The organism is Streptomyces sp. SAT1 (genome assembly GCF_001654495.1).
In the GTDB taxonomy this organism is placed as follows: domain Bacteria; phylum Actinomycetota; class Actinomycetes; order Streptomycetales; family Streptomycetaceae; genus Streptomyces; species Streptomyces andamanensis.
On record NZ_CP015849.1, the window covers coordinates 5759967 to 5776021 of the forward strand.

Here is a 16055-nt window from a genome sequence, read left to right on the forward strand (position 1 = left end):
CCTCCCGGTCCCGACTGACCCGGCTGCGAACATAGCATCCGCAGGATTCGCAGATTCCGCAGATCCGCGGCTCGCGGATGTACGGATTACGCAACGTGGAGCGGTGGCCGGGCGGTGGGCCGCCGGGAAGGCTGAGGGTGTCCGTCCCGGCGTGCCCTCCGAGGAGTCCTGTGATCGAGCACCACGTCCGCGTCCGTCCCAGCGCCGACCGGCTCCCGCGCGAGCAGCAGCTCGCCTGGAAGCTCGCGGCGGTGGCCACCGCCACCGGGGAACCGGACCCCGGCAGCGCCGCGATGGCCGTCAACCGGGTCATCGACAACGCCTCGGTCGCCGTCGCCTCGCTGCTGCGCCGCCCGGTCGCCGTCGCCCGCGCCCAGGCCACCGCCCACCGGGGGGCCGCCCCGGGCGCCGCCGTCTTCGGCAGCCGCGCCCGCGTCTCCCCGGAGTGGGCGGCCTGGGCCAACGGCACCGCCGTGCGCGAACTCGACTTCCACGACACGTATCTGGCCGCCGACTACTCCCACCCCGGCGACAACATCCCGCCGCTGCTCGCCGTCGCCCAGCACACCGGGCGCGGCGGCGCCGATCTGCTGCGCGCCACCGTCGCCGCGTACGAGATCCATGTCGCCCTGGTCAAGGGCATCTGCCTGCACGCGCACCGCATCGACCACGTGGCGCACCTGAGCGCGGCCACCGCGTGCGGACTCGGCGCGCTGCTGCGGCTGCCCACCGAGACGGTGTACCAGGCGGTCCAGCAGGCCGTGCACACCACGACCGCGACCCGGCAGTCCCGCAAGGGCGAGATCTCCAGCTGGAAGGCGTACGCGCCCGCCTTCGCCGGGAAGGCCGCGATCGAGGCCGTGGACCGGGCGATGCGCGGCGAGACCTCCCCGTCGCCGGTCTACGAGGGCGAGGACGGCTTCCTGGCCTGGATGCTGGACGGGCCGGGCTCCGACTACACCGTGGCGCTGCCCGAGCCGGGCGAGCCGCGCCGCGCGATCCTCGACACCTACACCAAGGAGCACTCCGCCGAGTACCAGGCGCAGGCGGTCATCGACCTGGCCCGGCGGCTGCGCGAGAAGGCCGGACCGCTGGAGCGGGTGCGCTCGGTCGTGCTGCACACCAGCCACCACACGCACCACGTCATCGGCTCCGGCGCGGGCGACCCGCAGAAGTACGACCCCGCGGCCAGCCGCGAGACGCTGGACCACTCGGTGCCGTACATCCTCGCCGTCGCCCTGGAGGACGGCACCTGGCACCACGAGCGCTCCTACGCCCCCGAGCGGGCCGCCCGCCCGGAGACGGTCGCGCTGTGGCGGAAGATCAGTACGGTCGAGGACCCGGAGTGGACCCGCCGTTACCACGACCCGGACCCGGACCGGCGGGCCTTCGGCGGGCGCGCGGTGATCACCCTGGAGGACGGCACGGTCGTCGAGGACGAACTCGCCGTCGCCGACGCCCACCCGGCCGGCGCCCGGCCCTTCGACCGCCCGGCCTACGCCGCCAAGTTCCGCACCCTCGCCGAGGGCGTCGTCGCCCCCGCCGACCAGGACCGCTTCCTGAGCGCCGCCGAGCACCTGGCCGACCTGGGCCCGGCCGACCTCGACGGGCTGTTCCCGGCCGTCGGCACCGAGGCCGTCGCCGCCTGCGACGCCCGGCTGCCGAAGGGGCTGTTCTGATGCTGCTGCACACCCGCACCACGCCCGAGCGGCGCCGCCGCGCCCTGCGCGAGCGGCTGGCGAGCGGCCGGCTGCTGGCCGTGCCGGGCGCGCTGAACCCGCTCTCCGCCCGGCTGATCCAGGACACCGGCTTCGAGGCCGCCTACCTCTCCGGTGCCGTCCTCGCCGCCGACCTGGGCCTGCCCGACATCGGCCTGACCACCTCCACCGAGATCGCGGACCGCGCCCGGCAGACCACCCGGGTGACGGACCTGCCCGTCCTGATCGACGCCGACACCGGCTTCGGCGAGCCGATGAACGCGGCCCGCACCGTCCAGCTGATGGAGGACGCGGGACTGGCCGGACTCCATCTGGAGGACCAGGTCAACCCCAAGCGCTGCGGCCACCTCGACGGCAAGACCGTCGTGGCCCGCGAGGAGATGACCCGCCGGGTCCGGGCCGCCGTCGACGCCCGCCGCGACCCGGACTTCCTGCTGATGGCCCGCACCGACGCCCGTTCCGTCGAGGGCCTGGCCGCGGCGATCGACCGGGCGAAGGCGTACGTCGACGCGGGCGCCGACGCGATCTTCCCCGAAGCCCTCGCCGACGAGGCCGAGTTCGAGGCGTTCCGCGCGGCGGTCGACGTGCCGCTGCTCGCCAACATGACCGAGTTCGGCAGGAGCCGCCTGCTGGACGCCCGCACCCTGTCCGACCTCGGCTACGACATCGCGCTCTACCCGGTCACCCTGCTCCGGCTCGCCATGGGCGCCGTCGAGGACGGTCTGCGCACCCTGGCCGCCGAGGGCACCCAGGAGTCCCTGCTGCCCCGGATGCAGACCCGCTCCCGGCTCTACGGTCTCCTCGGCTACGAGGAGTACGCGGCCTTCGACTCGGCCGTCTTCGACTTCACCCTCCCGCCCGGCACCTGACCCGAAGGCAGACCCATGACCACCAGCGCCGAGATCCACCGCGGACTCGCCGGTGTCGTCGTCGACACCACCGAGATCTCCACCGTCATCCAGGAGACCAACTCCCTCACCTACCGCGGCTACCCGGTGCAGGACCTCGCCGCCCGGTACTCCTTCGAGGAGGTCGCCCACCTGCTCCGGTACGGCGAACTGCCCGACGCGCGACGGCTCGCCGCGTTCCGGGCCGCCGAGCGCGCCCTGCGCCCGCTGGACCGCACCACCGCCGAACTGCTGGCCCGGCTGCCCGGGACCTGCCACCCGATGGACGTGCTGCGCACCGCCGTCAGCTTCTTCGGCGCCGAGGACCCCGCCGAGGACGACGGCAGCCCGGCCGCCCACCACGCCAAGTCCCTGAACCTGCTGGCGAAGCTGCCCACCGTGGTCGCCGCCGACCAGCGCCGCCGCCGCGGGCTCGACCCCATCGCGCCCGACCCCGGCCTCGGGTACGCGGAGAACTTCTTCCACATGTGCTTCGGCGGCGTGCCCGACCCGGAGGTGGTCCGCTGCTTCGAGATCTCCCTCGTCCTGTACGCCGAACACAGCTTCAACGCCTCGACGTTCACCGCCCGCGTGGTCACCTCCACCCTGTCCGACCTCTACAGCGCGGTCACCGCCGCCATCGGCGCCCTCAAGGGGCCGCTGCACGGCGGCGCCAACGAGGCCGTGATGCACATGCTGGAGGAGATCGGGGACCCGGCGCGCGCCGAGGAGTGGCTGGACGAGGCGCTGGCCGCCAAGCGGAAGATCATGGGCTTCGGGCACCGCGTCTACCAGCACGGCGACTCCCGTGTCCCGATCATGCAGGACGCCCTGGACCGGCTGGTCGCCCGCGCCGCCGACCCCGGGGTCACCCGCCTGGCCACGCTGCACGCCGCACTGCGCCGCGCCATGCGGGCCCGCAGGGGCATCCACCCGAACCTGGACTACCCGGCCGGGCTCGCCTACCACCTGATGGGCTTCGACACCCCCGTCTTCACCCCGCTGTTCGTGATGAGCCGGGTGACCGGCTGGACCGCCCACATCACCGAACAGCTCGCCCACAACGCCCTGATCCGGCCGCTGGCCGCCTACGCGGGCCCGGGACAGCGGCCGGTGCCGATCGCGCACTGAGCGCCGGTGAGCCCGGGAACGGCTCACGAATGCTCAAAAGTGATCGCTACACACCCATTGCGAGCAGAAAAGAACAATCCTTAGGGTGCGGCACATGACTCCTCCCTCCAGGATCACGCGCCGCACCCTGCTCGCCGGTGCGGCCGCCGCCGCGGCCGCGCCGGTGCTCGCGACCCCGTCCGCCGCCGCCCCGCTCCGCCGCGGCGACTGGGCCTCGGTGCGCTATCGCGGCCTGTGCGCCGACGACCCCGGCGGCCGGGACGCCCTGGCCGCCCCGCACCGCGGCTTCCGCTACGAGATGTCGTACAACGCGATCGACCTCACCAGCCCGTGGGCCAACGAGCAGAACCACAGCCCGGACGTCGAGGAGACCCTGCGCACCCTGCGCGCCGAGTACGGCGAGGGCGCCCATGTCACCCAGCTGTACTTCTACCTCTGGGACTTCGCCACCACCGCGCTCCCCGACAGCGCGCTCGCCAACATCGAACGCGTCCTCGCGGGCCTGCGCCGGGCCCGCACCACGGCCGTGCTGCGCTTCGCCTACGACGACGGGGTCCGCGAGGGCCGGCGCTACACCGTCCAGCACATCCAGGCCCATCTGCGCCAACTGGCGCCGCTGGTGGGGCGGTACAGCGACGTGGTCACCGTGTGGCAGGCGGGCTTCCTCGGCGCCTGGGGCGAGTGGCACGGCAGCCACTACGACCACGAGGACCACCCGGACGCGGTCACCGAGATCATGCGCGGCCTGGTCGCGGCGCTGCCGCCGATGGTGCAGACCCAGGTCCGCTACGCCGAGAAGCGGCAGCTGGTCGCCGACCGGCAGACCCGGGACCGGATCGGCTACCACAACGACTACCTCACCCTCGGCGAGGGGCAGTGGGACTACTACGTCCCGGGCAACCCCGGCTGGCCCGACTACCTGGCGGTGTCCCCGCACCACCCGGTGGACGGCGAGATGCCCTGGGACAAGGGGCAGAGCACCGACCCGTACGCCTGGAGCGAGGTCATCGACCCGATCGCCGCCGCCCGGCGGCTCCAGACGCTGCGCTTCGACACCCTGTCGATGGTCCACAACGCGACCGTGACCATCCCGGGCTGGCGCACCGCCCGCCTCACCGAGCGGCAGGTGGCGGCCGCCGGACTGCCCGCCGCCACCGGCTACTTCCGCCGCCGCGACGGCAGCGCGGTCGAGCGCACCGCCTTCGAGTACCTCCGCGACCACCTCGGCTACCGCATCGAGGCCCGGCAGGCCCGCTGGCGGCGCTCCGGGGCCGGACTCGACGTGGAACTCGACGTGGCCAACACCGGGTTCGCCGCGCCCAAGCGGCCGCGCCCGGTCCGCCTCGTGCTCCTCGACCGGTCCGGCCGCGTCGCCGCCGGCGCCGACGCCGGCACGGACTGGCGGGCCTGGCTGCCCTCCGGCCGCGCCGAGCTCGACGGCGAGGACCGCACCGTCCCGGTCACCCGGGTGCGCGCCACCCTGCCCGCGCCCCGTCACCCGGGCACGTACCGCCTCGGACTGCTCGTCACCGACGAGGGCCGGGACGGGAGATACGGCCTGCGGCTGGCCAACGCCGGGGTGCCGGTGGCCGACGGGGTGAACGTGCTCGGCGAGGTGGCGTTCGGCCGGCGCTGAAACAGAACACGGCCCCGGCCGCGCGGCCCCGGGCGACGGGCGGTGCGGCGCGGGCGCGGTACCGCCCGCCGTTCACGGTGTCGCGTTCACGGCGTCCCGTTCACGGCGCGCCCGGACCACCGGCCGTCTGCGCGGCCCGCGGCCGCCAGGACGCGCTGCGCTTCTGGTGCCGCCGGACGTCGTGGAAGCGCCCGCCGGACGCCGGCAGCGCGTCCACGCTCCCGTCCTCCACCACCGCGCCGTCCTCCAGGAACAGCACCCGGAACACCGGACACCCGTCGAACTCAGGGCCCCTCAGTCAGGGCGTCAACTCGATCGCCGGACGGGGTCAGGGCGACCTTTCGGGCCGGCGTCCGTGAAGTGGGCTCACTGCTTTGCCAGTTGGTTATCGCCCAATCCCTTGACCAGTCCCGGTCCTTGAGTATGGTCTAGACCAAGTTTCGTAGGTCTAGACCTACATCGACGTGGCCTCGCAGGCGTCGGTTCCGGCGGCGCGCCGGTTCCGTACATCGAAGGTAGTGATGTGGCATGAACACGAAAAGACGAGTCGCTGTCGCGATCGGGGCCCTGGTCGCCCCGGTGCTCGCCGTCAGCCTTCCCGCGGCCTCGGCCAGCGCGCACGGCTGGGTCACCCTGCCCACCAGCCGTCAGGAGCAGTGCGCCGAGGGTGTCGTCGACTGCGGTCAGATCAAGTACGAGCCGCAGAGCGTCGAGGGCCCCAAGGGCCTTCAGAGCTGCAGCGGCGGGCACGCCGAGTACGCCGAGCTGGACGACGACAGCAAGGGCTGGAAGGTCACCGCGGTCGGCAGCTCGGCGACCTTCACCTGGCACAACACCGCCCGTCACGCCACGGCCAACTGGCAGTACTTCATCGGCGGCCAGAAGATCGCCGAGTTCGACGGCCACAGCCAGCAGCCGCCCGCCGACGTCAGCCAGCAGGTGAACTTCGGCAGCTTCACCGGCAAGCAGAAGGTGCTCGCCGTCTGGAACATCGCGGACACCGGCAACGCCTTCTACTCCTGCGTCGACGTCAACATCGGCGGCACCCCCGGCGGCGGTGACCCCGGGAACCCCGGCGGCGGTGACACCTGCACCGCCCCGGCCTGGGACGCCGCGCACGTCTACAACGGCGGCGACAGCGTCTCCTACGGCGGCCACACCTGGCGCGCCAAGTGGTGGGTGACCGGCGACAAGCCCGGCACCACCGGTCAGTGGGGCGTCTGGGAGGACCTGGGCGCCTGCCCGGCGTGAGCCCTCGGCCCCGGCGGCCCTGAGCACGGCAGGTGGGGCGGCGCGTCACGCGCCGCCCCACCTGCCGTGCCGTGCCGGGCGCCCCGGCCCGGTGAACCCCGATAAACCCCCGGTCAGTCCCGCGAGTTGCCGAACAGCAGCCGGTAGAGGACCAGCAGCACCAGGGAACCGCCTATCGCGGCACCCCAGGTGGGCAGGTCGAAGAAGTGCTTCTCCACCGGGCGGTCGAGGAAGCGGGCGGAGAGCCAGCCGCCGACGAAGGCGCCCGCGATGCCGATGAGGGTCGTGCCGATCAGGCCGCCCGGGTCGCGGCCGGGCAGCAGGATCTTGGCGATCGCCCCGGCGAGCAGGCCGAGGATGATCCAGCTGATGACGCCCACGTTGTCGTCCTCCAGACGAGTCGGGTCGCGGCGGTCCGCCCGGCCCGGTGGCCGCACGGTCCGCTGTTCCGCTCCAGATGTTCCGCTTGCGTGATTGCGCAAGCCTAGAGGCACGCTCGAACTACCGCCAACAGCGCTGCCAGGCAGGCGACCGGAACTGGCCCGCGCAAAGCGTGCCCGGCCACCTCGGTGGGTGGATTGCGCAACTCTCGAACCACCTCCACGCCGTACCGCGCACCGGACCCCGGGGGCGCGGCGGCCCGCTGCGGCCCGGCGGACACCTACACTGGTGGGCGCATACGCGGTGGACGGTGACGGGCGGACGGGAGAGCGCTGTGACGGGGAACGCCGGGGGATTCGAGGACCCGCCCGCCGAGGTGCTGGCCTCCGCGGCGGCCGCGTTCGGGCTGCTCGCCTCCTCGGCGCGGCTGCACCTGATGTGGGCGCTGTCCCAGGGCGAGAGCGACGTCACCCATCTCGCCGACCGGGTGGGCGGCGCGCTGCCCGCGGTCAGCCAGCACCTGGCCAAGCTGAAGCTCGCCGGTCTGGTGCGCTCGCGCCGCGAGGGCCGTAGACAGGTGTACTACGTGGACGACCCGGACGTCGTCACCGTCGTACGGGTGATGGTCGGGCAGCTGACCGCGCGCTCCCGCACCTCCGCGGCGCCCGTGCGCGCGCTGCGCGGGACCGGTGGCTGAGACCAGCGCGGCGCCGGGCCGGCGGCAGGACGGGGACCCGGGGCGGCCCATCCTGACGGCGGCCCCGCCCGGATGGGCGCCGGGGCGTCCCGCGCCCACCGTCCTGGAGGTGCTGCGCGGGCTGGACAGCGGCCCGCGCGGGCTGACCGAGGCCCAGGCCGCGCAGCGGCTGGCGCTGCTGGGCGAGAACACCGTCCCGGCCCGGCGCGAGGCGTCCTGGCCGCGCCTGTTCGTCCGCAGCCTGCGCGATCCGTTCACCGCCGTGCTCGGCTGCCTCGGACTGGTCTCCGCCGCCGTCCTCGCCTGGGGCACCGCCGCGGTGATCCTGCTGCTCGTCGTGGTCAGCTGCGCCCTGCGGGCCTCCGGCGAGCACCGGGCCGACCGCTCCGCCGCCGCGCTGCGCGAACTGGTCGCCACCACCGCCACGGTGGTCCGGCGCGAGGACGGGGATGACGACGGGGCCGGGGCCGGGGCCGGGGTACCGGCCGCCCGCGAGACACCCGTGGCCGAGCTGGTGCCCGGCGACGTCATCCGGCTCGGGCCCGGCGACGTCGTCCCCGCCGACGTACGACTGCTGCGGTCGAGCGGCCTCACCGTGCACCAGGCCGCGCTGACCGGGGAGTCCGCGCCCGTCGCCAAGACCGCCGACGATCTGCCGCCGGAACCGGGCGGCGGGGTGCTGGAACAGCCGCAGCTCTGCTTCCTGGGCAGCAGCGTGGCCTCCGGCGGCGCCACGGCGGTCGTCACCGCGACCGGCCCGCACGTCCGCTTCGCCGCCGCCCACGACCGCGCCGGGGCCCGGCCCGCCGCGAGCGCCTTCGACCGGTCCGTGCACGGGATCTCCTGGATCCTCATCCGCTTCATGCTGCTCACCCCGCCGCTGGTGCTGACCGCCAACGCGGCGCTGCGCGGACGCGGCCTGGAGACCCTGCCGTTCGCGGTGGCGGTGGCGGTCGGGCTGAGCCCGGAGATGCTGCCGGTCCTCGTCACCCTGTGCCTGGCCAGGGGCGCCTCGCTGCTGGCCCGCGCGCACGGCGTGATCGTCAAACGGCTGCCCGCCCTGCACGACGTCGGCGCCGTCGACGTGCTGTGCCTGGACAAGACCGGCACCCTGACCCAGGACCGCCCGGTCCTCGACCGCGCCCTCGGTCCGGACGGCCACGACGACCCCGAGGTGCTGCACTGGGCCGCCGTCAACGCCTGGTGGACGCTGCAACTCGCCGACCTGCCCGAACCCGACGCCCTCGACGAGGCCATCCTCGACGCGGCCGACGAGGACGCGCTCACCGCGTACGAGGGCACGGCGGCCCTCGCCTTCGCCCCCGCGCACCGCCTGGCCACCGCCGTCATCCGGACCCCCGGACGGCTCGGCCGCCACACCCTGGTCGTCAAGGGCGATGTCCAGGCGGTCCTGGAGCGCTGCGCGCTCGACGAGGAGGAGCGCGCGGAGCTGTCCGCCCTCGCCGTCCGGCACGCCGGGCGCGGGGCGCGGGTGCTGGCCGTCGCCACCGCCGAACGCCCGGCCCGCTCGCGCGGTTACACACCCGCCGACGTCCGCGGGCTCACCTTCCGCGGCCTGGTCACCCTGCGCGACGCGCTGGCGCCCACCGCCGCCGACGCGCTGCGGGTCCTCACCGACCGGGGCGTCACCGTCAAGGTGCTCACCGGCGACCATCCGGGCACGGCCGTGCGCGCCTGCCTCGACCTCGGGATACCCGTCGAGCCGGACGCCGTGCTCACCGCCGACCGTGTCGACGCCCTCACCGACGACGAACTCGCCGCTGCGGCCGGGCGTACGACCGTCTTCGCGCGCTGCACCCCCGAGCACAAGGCCCGGATCACCCGGGCGCTGCGCCGGGCCGGACACACCGTGGGCTTCCTCGGCGACGGCGTCAACGACCTGCCCGCGCTGCGCGCCGCCGACGTCGGCATCGCGCCCCGGGACGCCGCCGACGTGGCCCGGGAGAGCGCGGACGTGGTGCTCGCGCGCAAGGACCTCACCGCCGTCGCGCACGCCGTCGCCGCCGGGCGGCACGCGGGCGACAACATCGCCACCTATCTGCGCGTCACCCTGTCGTCCAACCTCGGCAATGTGCTCGCGATGCTCTCGGCCGGGCTGCTGCTGCCCTTCCTGCCGATGCTCCCCGCGCAGGTCCTCATCCAGAACCTGTGCTTCGACGCGGCCCAGCTCGCCTTCGCCCACGACCGGCCGCACCCGGCCGTCCTGCGGCGCCCCGCCGTGCTGGACCCGCGACACCTGCTGCGCTTCATCACCGGCTTCGGCGCGCTGAACGCCGTCGCCGACCTGGCGACCTTCGCCGTCCTCGCGCTCACCCTGCACGGCCCGGGGACCGGGGACGACGAGGCGGTGTTCCACTCCGGCTGGTTCACCGAGAACCTGCTCACCCAGGCGCTGGTGATGGTGCTGCTGCGGGTCGGCCGCCGGACGGCCGGGGCCGGCCGACCCGGCCCCGTCGTGTGGGCGGCGGGCGCGCTCGCCGCCATCGGCCTGACCCTGCCACCCTCCCCGCTGGGCCCGCCGCTCGGCCTGACCGCCCTGCCGGGCGAGTACTACCTGCTGCTCACCGCCGTCCTGGCGCTCTACGCCGCGGCCCTCCTGGCGGCCAGGGCACGCTACACCCGCGGCCCGGACCCCACCTGACCGCCCCGCCCCGGCGCGCGACGGGGGTGCCCCGGACCCCGGCGGCGCGGCGCGCGAGGGCGCGGCTTCCCGCTGGGTGCGAGCGGTGCGCGCGGGCGCGCGGGGTCTCTCCCCGCATGGCCCGGTGCGCGACGGCGTCCGGTTCTCCGTCTGTCCGGCCCGGTGCGCGCGGCGATGACGTCCCGCGGCTTCGGCGGGCGCGGTGTGCGGCGGTGTGTGTCGTGTCGTCCGGGCGGGTCGGTGTGTAGGGCGCGGGGCTTTCTGCTGGGTGGGTCAGGGGTGCGCGGCGGGGTGCGGGTTCTTTCCCGTCGGGCCCGCGTACGTCACTCCTTGGCGCCGTCGCGCAGGTGCAGGGAGCGCAGGGCGGCTTCCAGGGCGAAGCGGTGGCCGGGGTCGGCGAGGCGGTCGCCGAGGCGGGCGTCCAGGTTCCGCAGCCGGTAGCGGACGGTCTGGGCGTGCACGCCGAGGATCTCGCCGACCTGTTCCGCCGGCGCCCGGGTGGAGACGTGCACGCGCAGCGTCTCCACGAGCCGGTCGCGGCGGCTGGCGGGCAGCCCGTCCAGCGGGGCGAGTTCCCTGGCCGCCAGGTGGGAGACCAGCGGCGGGTCGGACAGCAGCCACAGGGTCACCAGATGGTCCTCGCAGCGGACCAGCGGAGCGTCGGCGACGACGCCCTCGTCGATCAGCTGGAGCACCCGCCGCGCCCAGCGGATGGAGTCGGCGGCCTGGGTGAGCGGCACGGTCAGGCCCGCCACGGCGTGTGTGCCGCCGAGCGCCGAGTCGAGCATCGCCAGGCGCTCGGCGGTCAGTTCGCCCGGGACGAGCAGATGCGGCTGGGGGATGTCCAGATCGGCGAGGACGTCCCCGGCGAGGCCCGCCTCCACATGGTCGGGCGCGGGGGAGCGCAGGGCGACCAGGGTGACATGGGTGGGCAGCGTCCAGGCGGCGGCCTCGCACAGCCCGGACACGGTCGACTGGGGCAGCGGCGGAGCGGCCAGGATCAGGTGCAGCAGCTGTCTGCGCAGCGCGGAGACCTCGGAGGAGGCCCGCGACTGCACCTCGACGTAGCCCTCGCGGGAGACCGCCTCCAGCTCCTCCACGTAGGCGAACAGGGCGTCGGCGAAGGCCAGGATGACCGTGGGCGACAGGTTGTACTGGCGGCCCACGGCCTTGGCCCGGCGCAGCGCGATCCGGGCGCCGAGCCGGTACGCCCCCTGGAGCGTGTCCAGTTCGCGGCCCTCGTACGCCTCGACGCGCCCGAACTTGCGCAGCAGCTCGTCGCGCAGGGCGGAGTTCTTGCCGGGCTCGGCGACCCGGTCCACGAACGCGGACAGGGCCTGTTCGACGCCCTGGCGGATGGCGTCCGCGTTGGGGCCGTTGAGCAGCCGGCCGTAGACCGGGTAGGCGCGGGTGACCTCGATGCGTATCTCCTTCATGAGTCCGGGTAATTCCGGACGCATGAAGGCCGCGAACTCCTTGGGCAGGGGGTCGAGCGGTTCACCGACCTCCGGTGTCCGTACGGGTGAAGGCATGAGTTGGTCGTCCCTTGCTCTTCCGACGCGCCCGGTGGGGAACCGGCCGTCTGTCACCCGCCGTCGCGGGGCGTGACAGGCGGCCGGTCCAGGTGCAGACCTGTGTGAAAGGTGAAGCTAAATCAACTTCCTTGATCCGTACACAGGTTGGACACACTTTGGTGCCGAGGCACCGGCGCGGCCGGCCGGGACGGCTGATAATCGCCGCCGTACGGCCATTACTTGACGGCGGAGTTCCAGTTCTGCGAGAGGATCTTGCCCGCGTCGGGGGCGGCGGCGCCGGGGGCGTTCAGACCGGCCAGGTAGGTCTGGGCGTTGTTCAGGGTGACGCTGTTCTTCCCGGCGGCCGAGGGCAGGCCCGTCTTGAGGTTGACGGCCGCGTCGATCAGCCCGAGCAGGCCGAGTCCGCAGCCGCTGGCGCCGGGCACCGCGAAGGTGCTGTCGTTCTGGGTGGCGCCGGTGAGGTTGATCCGGCTCATGTCGCCGTCGTCGGCGAGGGTGCCGTCGCCCTTGAAGAAGGTCATGCCGAAGTCGGGCAGGTTCACGTTGTGCGGGCGCAGCACGATCGGGTTCGACTTGGTGCCGATGTAGCAGTTGGAGCCGAGGAACGGGTTCTGCAGGTGGACGCGGACCGGGATGGCGACGATCGGCTCGTCGGTGAGGATGCCCGCGGTCTGGTTGAAGTCGTGGGGCGCGCCCACGGACTCCACGGTGGCCGTGATCTTGTTGAGGCTGCTGTCGGCGATCTGGTTGCAGATGGCCGTGACGGCGGGGATGTTGCTCGGGCACATCAGGCCGAGCAGACCGCCGGGCACGGTCGCGGAGTCGGCGATGAGCGCCCCGGTCGGCGGGGCCACCACCGAGCTGGTGCCGTCCGCGTTCTGCACCACCCCGATCTGGAGCTCGGTCCGGCCCGTCGTCACCGTGGTGTTGCCCAGCTTGATGGAGCCGCCGGCCGAGGTGGACACCACGCACTGCGGGGTCTGGACCAGACCGTCGGCGGCGAGCATCGCGGAGGCGCCCACCGGACAGCGGGTGAAGGGCCCCCACTCGCCGTTCAGCTGGGTGGTCGCGGCGGTGGCCGTGCCCATGGCCGCGAAGGAGCCGAGGGCGGTGCCGAGCACGGTGACGGTCGTGGCGGCGAGTCTGGTGCGGCGGGACAACCGGTTCATGGCATGGCCTTCCATGGGAGTACGGGGGACGAGTGCGGAGAAGGGGAGTTCAGGGTGCCGGGGGTGCCGGGCGAGCGCGGCGGACGGCGGGTCAGCGTTCGGGCACCGGGATCTGCGCCGGCTCCAGGTCCTTGGTGCACTGGCCCTCGACCGGATTGGCCTGGCCGCAGGTCTGGCCCTGGATCTGTTTGATGTAGTTGCCCGGCCCGGAGACCGAGGCCGTCAGCAGGCCGTCGAGGTCCTCGCCGCCCGCGCCGCAGCCGGTGAACGCGGGGATCGTCGTCTCGCCGGTCAGCGGGCCGCCCGAGAGCAGGATGTAGCCGGTCGCCGGCTCGCCCAGCGCGTATTCGCCCCTGCCGTGCAGCACCAGGTGGTCGCCGGGGTGCTTGGCCGGGTCCGGGTCGGCCGAGCTGAGCGAGGTGCGGGTCCGGCAGGACGAACCGACGTCGAGGGGAGTGCCGTTGACGGTCAGGGAGGTGACCCTGAGCACCAGCGGGACCCGGATGTAGGTGTCCATCGTGGTGTAGAAGGTCGTCATGTCCATCTCGCCGCGGGAGTCGATGGACAGCGGACCCGTCTCCTCCAGCACCATGGTGGCCGTGGCCGGAGCGAAGTCGAAGGTCAGGAAGGTGGCCTTGAACGGCGCGGTCTGCTGCTTGCCCTGGTAGTGGAGCTGACCGTCGGAGTGCTGGGTGATGACCGCCGGGCCGCCGTCCTCGGGGAACTGGAAGTCCGGCTGGCCCTGCTCGATCAGCGCGCAGGACACCGGGATCAGCGACGCGCCCTTCTGCTTGCGTACGTTGGCGTAGCCGGTGATGTAGCTGTTCAGCGACATCTCGTCCGCGGGGTGCCCGGCGTCGAAGCGGCACGGCGGGGCGTTCGTGCCGCCGGTGGTGGCATCGGAGAGGCTGCCGGTGAGCTTCGGGGCCCGGTCGCTCTGCGGGTTGCCGTCCGGCGCGGCGGAGCGCCCGGCGGCCGAGGACGGCGCCGACGGGGCACCGGAGCCGGAGGGCCCGGCGGACGGCCCGCCGGGGGAGCCGGAGGGCGCACCGGAGTGATCCGCCGTCGGACCGTCCACCGGCACGGTGGCCAGCAGGCCCTTGCCGGGCGCGTCCTCGCCCAGGGTGCACCGCAGGGTGACCGGGGGCGGGGCGGTGGCCGTGGCGTCCGCCGGGGACACCGCCAGGTCGATGTCGAGACCCTGGGCCGTCAGCGTCAGATCGCCGGCGCTCTGCGCGGTCATCGAGGGCACGTCGCCGGTGGCGGTCAGTGTGAGCGGCCCGGAGCCGGGCACGGCGGCGGGCTCCGCGGTGCCGCGCCAGGTCGCCTGCGCCGAGGCGGTGTTCTGCGTGACGCCGACGCTCAGCCGGGTCGCGGCCCGCACCTCGGCGCTCTCGGGAGCGCCCAGTTCCGCCACGGCGGCGGCCGGCAGCTCCACCGTGGTGGTGACATCCGTGGGCCGGATCGTCCGGCGCGGTGCCGCCCGGTCCGGGAACGCCGCCGTGACCCGTACCGTCGCCGGCTGCTGGTGCCCGGACGGGAAGGCGCACACATAGGGCAGTGCCGTGTCCACCTGCTGGGTCCCGGCCGCGGCGACGGCGGCGGGGACCATGGCGGCGAGCACGACGAACGCGGCGGTCGTCGCGCCCCGGACCCGGACCCGCCGGGTCCACCGCTCGGCTGCACGGGGGCCTGTCATCTGCTGCTCCACTCGGGTCGTTCTCGGACAGGGGCGCCGAACCGGCCGCAACCGCCCGGCCGGGGGTGTCCCGGACGGGCGGTTGCGAACGGCGGGCGTCTTACGGGTTGGAGCCGACGATCGTCGGGATGGTGCTGGTGCCGGTCACCTTCACGGCGTAGTTGCCCTTGAAGGTGGGCTTGGTCGCGGTGGTGACGACCGTGCCGCACCCGCTGGCCGCGGTGACGGCCAGGTCACCGGCGACGCTGTTGACCGCCAGGATGCCGGTGGAGTTGGTGTACGTGCCGGACGCCTTGCCCGCCACGGTGAAGTGGCAGGCGCCCGCGACCACGTTCGCCTGGACGCTGCCGACGTAGCCCTTGGTGACGCCTGTCGCGGCGGTGTAGTCCTGCGCGACGACGTGCCAGGTCCCGATCGGGGTGGCGGTGACGGCACCCAGGATGCTGGTGCACGGGGACGCCGTGGTGCCGAAGTTGATGGCGGTGATGTCGGCGACCGACGCGGGGTTGCCGGTGGCGCTCGCCATGGTGCCCGACGCGCCCGACGTCGTACACGTCATCGGGATGTTGGCGGTGAGCACGATGTTCCCGCTGTTGGTCGCCGTGAAGTTGGACGGCGTCGGGCTGACGGTCCAGACGGTGGACGCGTTCGCGGAGGCGGGGGCGACGGCGATGCCGAACGCTGCCGCGCCCGCGCCCGCCACGACGGCGATCCTTCTGATGGACTTCTTCATGGCTCTGGGACTCTCCTCGTGGATTGACCGGCAGAGACGGACCGCCGCGGAACGGATGGAGCGGGAGTCGTGCGGTCCGGGGGATCGGAAAACCTCGATCGCGAGCACCGACGTTACTTGCGGGAAACTTGGCCGAACAATGCCGCCGACCATGATTCTTTGAAAAGGGCAATCATCTGTCCAGTGGGTGAGCAGTCGGCGCGCGGCCTTAGTCATCCGCTGCTAAGGCCGATTCGTCCCCGGTCCGCCCCGCCGATGCGGGCGAGAAGTCCGGAATGTGCCGCACCGAACGCCTTCCGGGGCGTCCGACACGCAGCGCGATGATAAATCGGGGGCCTCTTTTTATAGGCGCTCTGACAGGCCCGGGATGGCCGAAGAGAATGTCGTCGAAAAGTCAGAATCCACTCTTGCCTGCCGAGGTTACCGGGCCGTAACGTGCCGGGTACGGCGCTGATCTCCAGGTCGGTGGCCCACCGCCGGCCGGAGACACGACGGGCGATTTCCGGCCCTTGCCCTCCTTCGGGTCCGGACGTCCGCAGGCAGGGCCCGCGGATCC

The 16055-nt window shown here is 73.6% G+C and carries 13 protein-coding genes; 7 read left to right on the top strand and 6 right to left on the bottom strand.

The annotated features are described in order from the left end of the window. Nucleotides 1–170 precede the first annotated feature (170 nt). From A8713_RS24740 to A8713_RS24755, 4 genes are all read left to right on the top strand, one after another. Nucleotides 171–1679 (top strand): MmgE/PrpD family protein, encoded by a 1509-nt coding sequence (locus A8713_RS24740; protein WP_064535760.1) that lies wholly within the window; start codon nt 171–173, stop codon nt 1677–1679. Next, the gene (gene prpB / locus A8713_RS24745; RefSeq protein ID WP_173860900.1) at nt 1679–2587 is read left to right on the top strand and encodes a methylisocitrate lyase; all 909 of its coding nucleotides are present in this window, start codon (nt 1679–1681) and stop codon (nt 2585–2587) included. Before A8713_RS24740 ends, prpB begins: the two co-directional genes overlap by 1 nt. A gap of 15 nt (nt 2588–2602) precedes the next feature. Next, nucleotides 2603–3736 (top strand): bifunctional 2-methylcitrate synthase/citrate synthase, encoded by a 1134-nt coding sequence (locus tag A8713_RS24750; RefSeq protein ID WP_064535761.1) that lies wholly within the window; start codon nt 2603–2605, stop codon nt 3734–3736. Between the two features lie 94 nt (nt 3737–3830). Further along, complete coding sequence (locus A8713_RS24755) at nt 3831–5372, top strand: DUF4874 domain-containing protein (RefSeq protein WP_064535762.1); 1542 nt, start codon at nt 3831–3833, stop codon at nt 5370–5372. A gap of 100 nt (nt 5373–5472) precedes the next feature. On the opposite strand, the gene A8713_RS33650 is transcribed toward A8713_RS24755, so the two are convergent. Continuing rightward, nucleotides 5473–5631 carry a hypothetical protein gene (locus A8713_RS33650; RefSeq protein ID WP_173860786.1) on the bottom strand — a complete coding sequence of 53 codons (159 nt, stop codon included), beginning with the start codon at nt 5629–5631 and terminating at the stop codon, nt 5473–5475. A gap of 269 nt (nt 5632–5900) precedes the next feature. Here A8713_RS33650 and A8713_RS24760 point away from each other — a divergent pair, with 269 nt between their 5' ends. Next, complete coding sequence (locus A8713_RS24760; protein WP_064535763.1) at nt 5901–6623, top strand: lytic polysaccharide monooxygenase; 723 nt, start codon at nt 5901–5903, stop codon at nt 6621–6623. 113 nt (nt 6624–6736) lie between these two features. Here A8713_RS24760 and A8713_RS24765 read toward each other — a convergent pair whose 3' ends face one another. Then, on the bottom strand, nt 6737–7003 hold the full coding sequence (locus A8713_RS24765) for a GlsB/YeaQ/YmgE family stress response membrane protein (RefSeq protein WP_018564504.1): 267 nt from the start codon (nt 7001–7003) through the stop codon (nt 6737–6739). A 335-nt stretch (nt 7004–7338) separates the two neighbouring features. On the opposite strand from A8713_RS24765, the gene A8713_RS24770 reads away from it, so the two are divergent. Together A8713_RS24770 and mgtA are read left to right on the top strand one after the other, a co-directional pair. Then, nucleotides 7339–7701 carry an ArsR/SmtB family transcription factor gene (locus tag A8713_RS24770; protein WP_018564503.1) on the top strand — a complete coding sequence of 121 codons (363 nt, stop codon included), beginning with the start codon at nt 7339–7341 and terminating at the stop codon, nt 7699–7701. Beyond that, a complete protein-coding gene (gene mgtA / locus A8713_RS24775) occupies nt 7694–10363 on the top strand; it encodes a magnesium-translocating P-type ATPase (protein ID WP_064535764.1) in 2670 nt (889 codons plus the stop codon). The genes A8713_RS24770 and mgtA overlap by 8 nt, the downstream gene beginning before the upstream one ends. 323 nt (nt 10364–10686) lie before the next feature. Here the strand turns inward: mgtA and A8713_RS24780 are convergent, their stop codons facing one another. The 4 genes from A8713_RS24780 to A8713_RS24795 form a co-directional block, all read right to left on the bottom strand. Next, nucleotides 10687–11895 carry a helix-turn-helix domain-containing protein gene (locus A8713_RS24780; protein ID WP_064535765.1) on the bottom strand — a complete coding sequence of 403 codons (1209 nt, stop codon included), beginning with the start codon at nt 11893–11895 and terminating at the stop codon, nt 10687–10689. A gap of 218 nt (nt 11896–12113) precedes the next feature. Next, nucleotides 12114–13067, bottom strand: a complete 954-nt coding sequence (locus A8713_RS24785; RefSeq protein ID WP_064535766.1) for a hypothetical protein — start codon at nt 13065–13067, stop codon at nt 12114–12116. A 91-nt stretch (nt 13068–13158) separates the two neighbouring features. Beyond that, a complete protein-coding gene (locus A8713_RS24790) occupies nt 13159–14766 on the bottom strand; it encodes a DUF6801 domain-containing protein (protein ID WP_064535767.1) in 1608 nt (535 codons plus the stop codon). 100 nt (nt 14767–14866) lie between these two features. After that, a complete protein-coding gene (locus A8713_RS24795) occupies nt 14867–15499 on the bottom strand; it encodes a hypothetical protein (protein WP_064535768.1) in 633 nt (210 codons plus the stop codon). Nucleotides 15500–16055: the final 556 nt, after the last annotated feature.

Excerpts from the sequence above, each read along its gene's own strand:
- prpB (WP_173860900.1), top strand. The coding sequence starts at position 1,679 with ATGCTGCTGCACACCCGCACCACGCCCGAGCGGCGCCGCCGCGCCCTG.
- A8713_RS24750 (WP_064535761.1), top strand. The coding sequence starts at position 2,603 with ATGACCACCAGCGCCGAGATCCACCGCGGACTCGCCGGTGTCGTCGTC.
- A8713_RS24755 (WP_064535762.1), top strand. The coding sequence starts at position 3,831 with ATGACTCCTCCCTCCAGGATCACGCGCCGCACCCTGCTCGCCGGTGCG.
- A8713_RS24760 (WP_064535763.1), top strand. The coding sequence starts at position 5,901 with ATGAACACGAAAAGACGAGTCGCTGTCGCGATCGGGGCCCTGGTCGCC.
- A8713_RS24780 (WP_064535765.1), bottom strand. The coding sequence starts at position 11,895 with ATGCCTTCACCCGTACGGACACCGGAGGTCGGTGAACCGCTCGACCCC.
- A8713_RS24785 (WP_064535766.1), bottom strand. The coding sequence starts at position 13,067 with ATGAACCGGTTGTCCCGCCGCACCAGACTCGCCGCCACGACCGTCACC.
- A8713_RS24790 (WP_064535767.1), bottom strand. The coding sequence starts at position 14,766 with ATGACAGGCCCCCGTGCAGCCGAGCGGTGGACCCGGCGGGTCCGGGTC.
- A8713_RS24795 (WP_064535768.1), bottom strand. The coding sequence starts at position 15,499 with ATGAAGAAGTCCATCAGAAGGATCGCCGTCGTGGCGGGCGCGGGCGCG.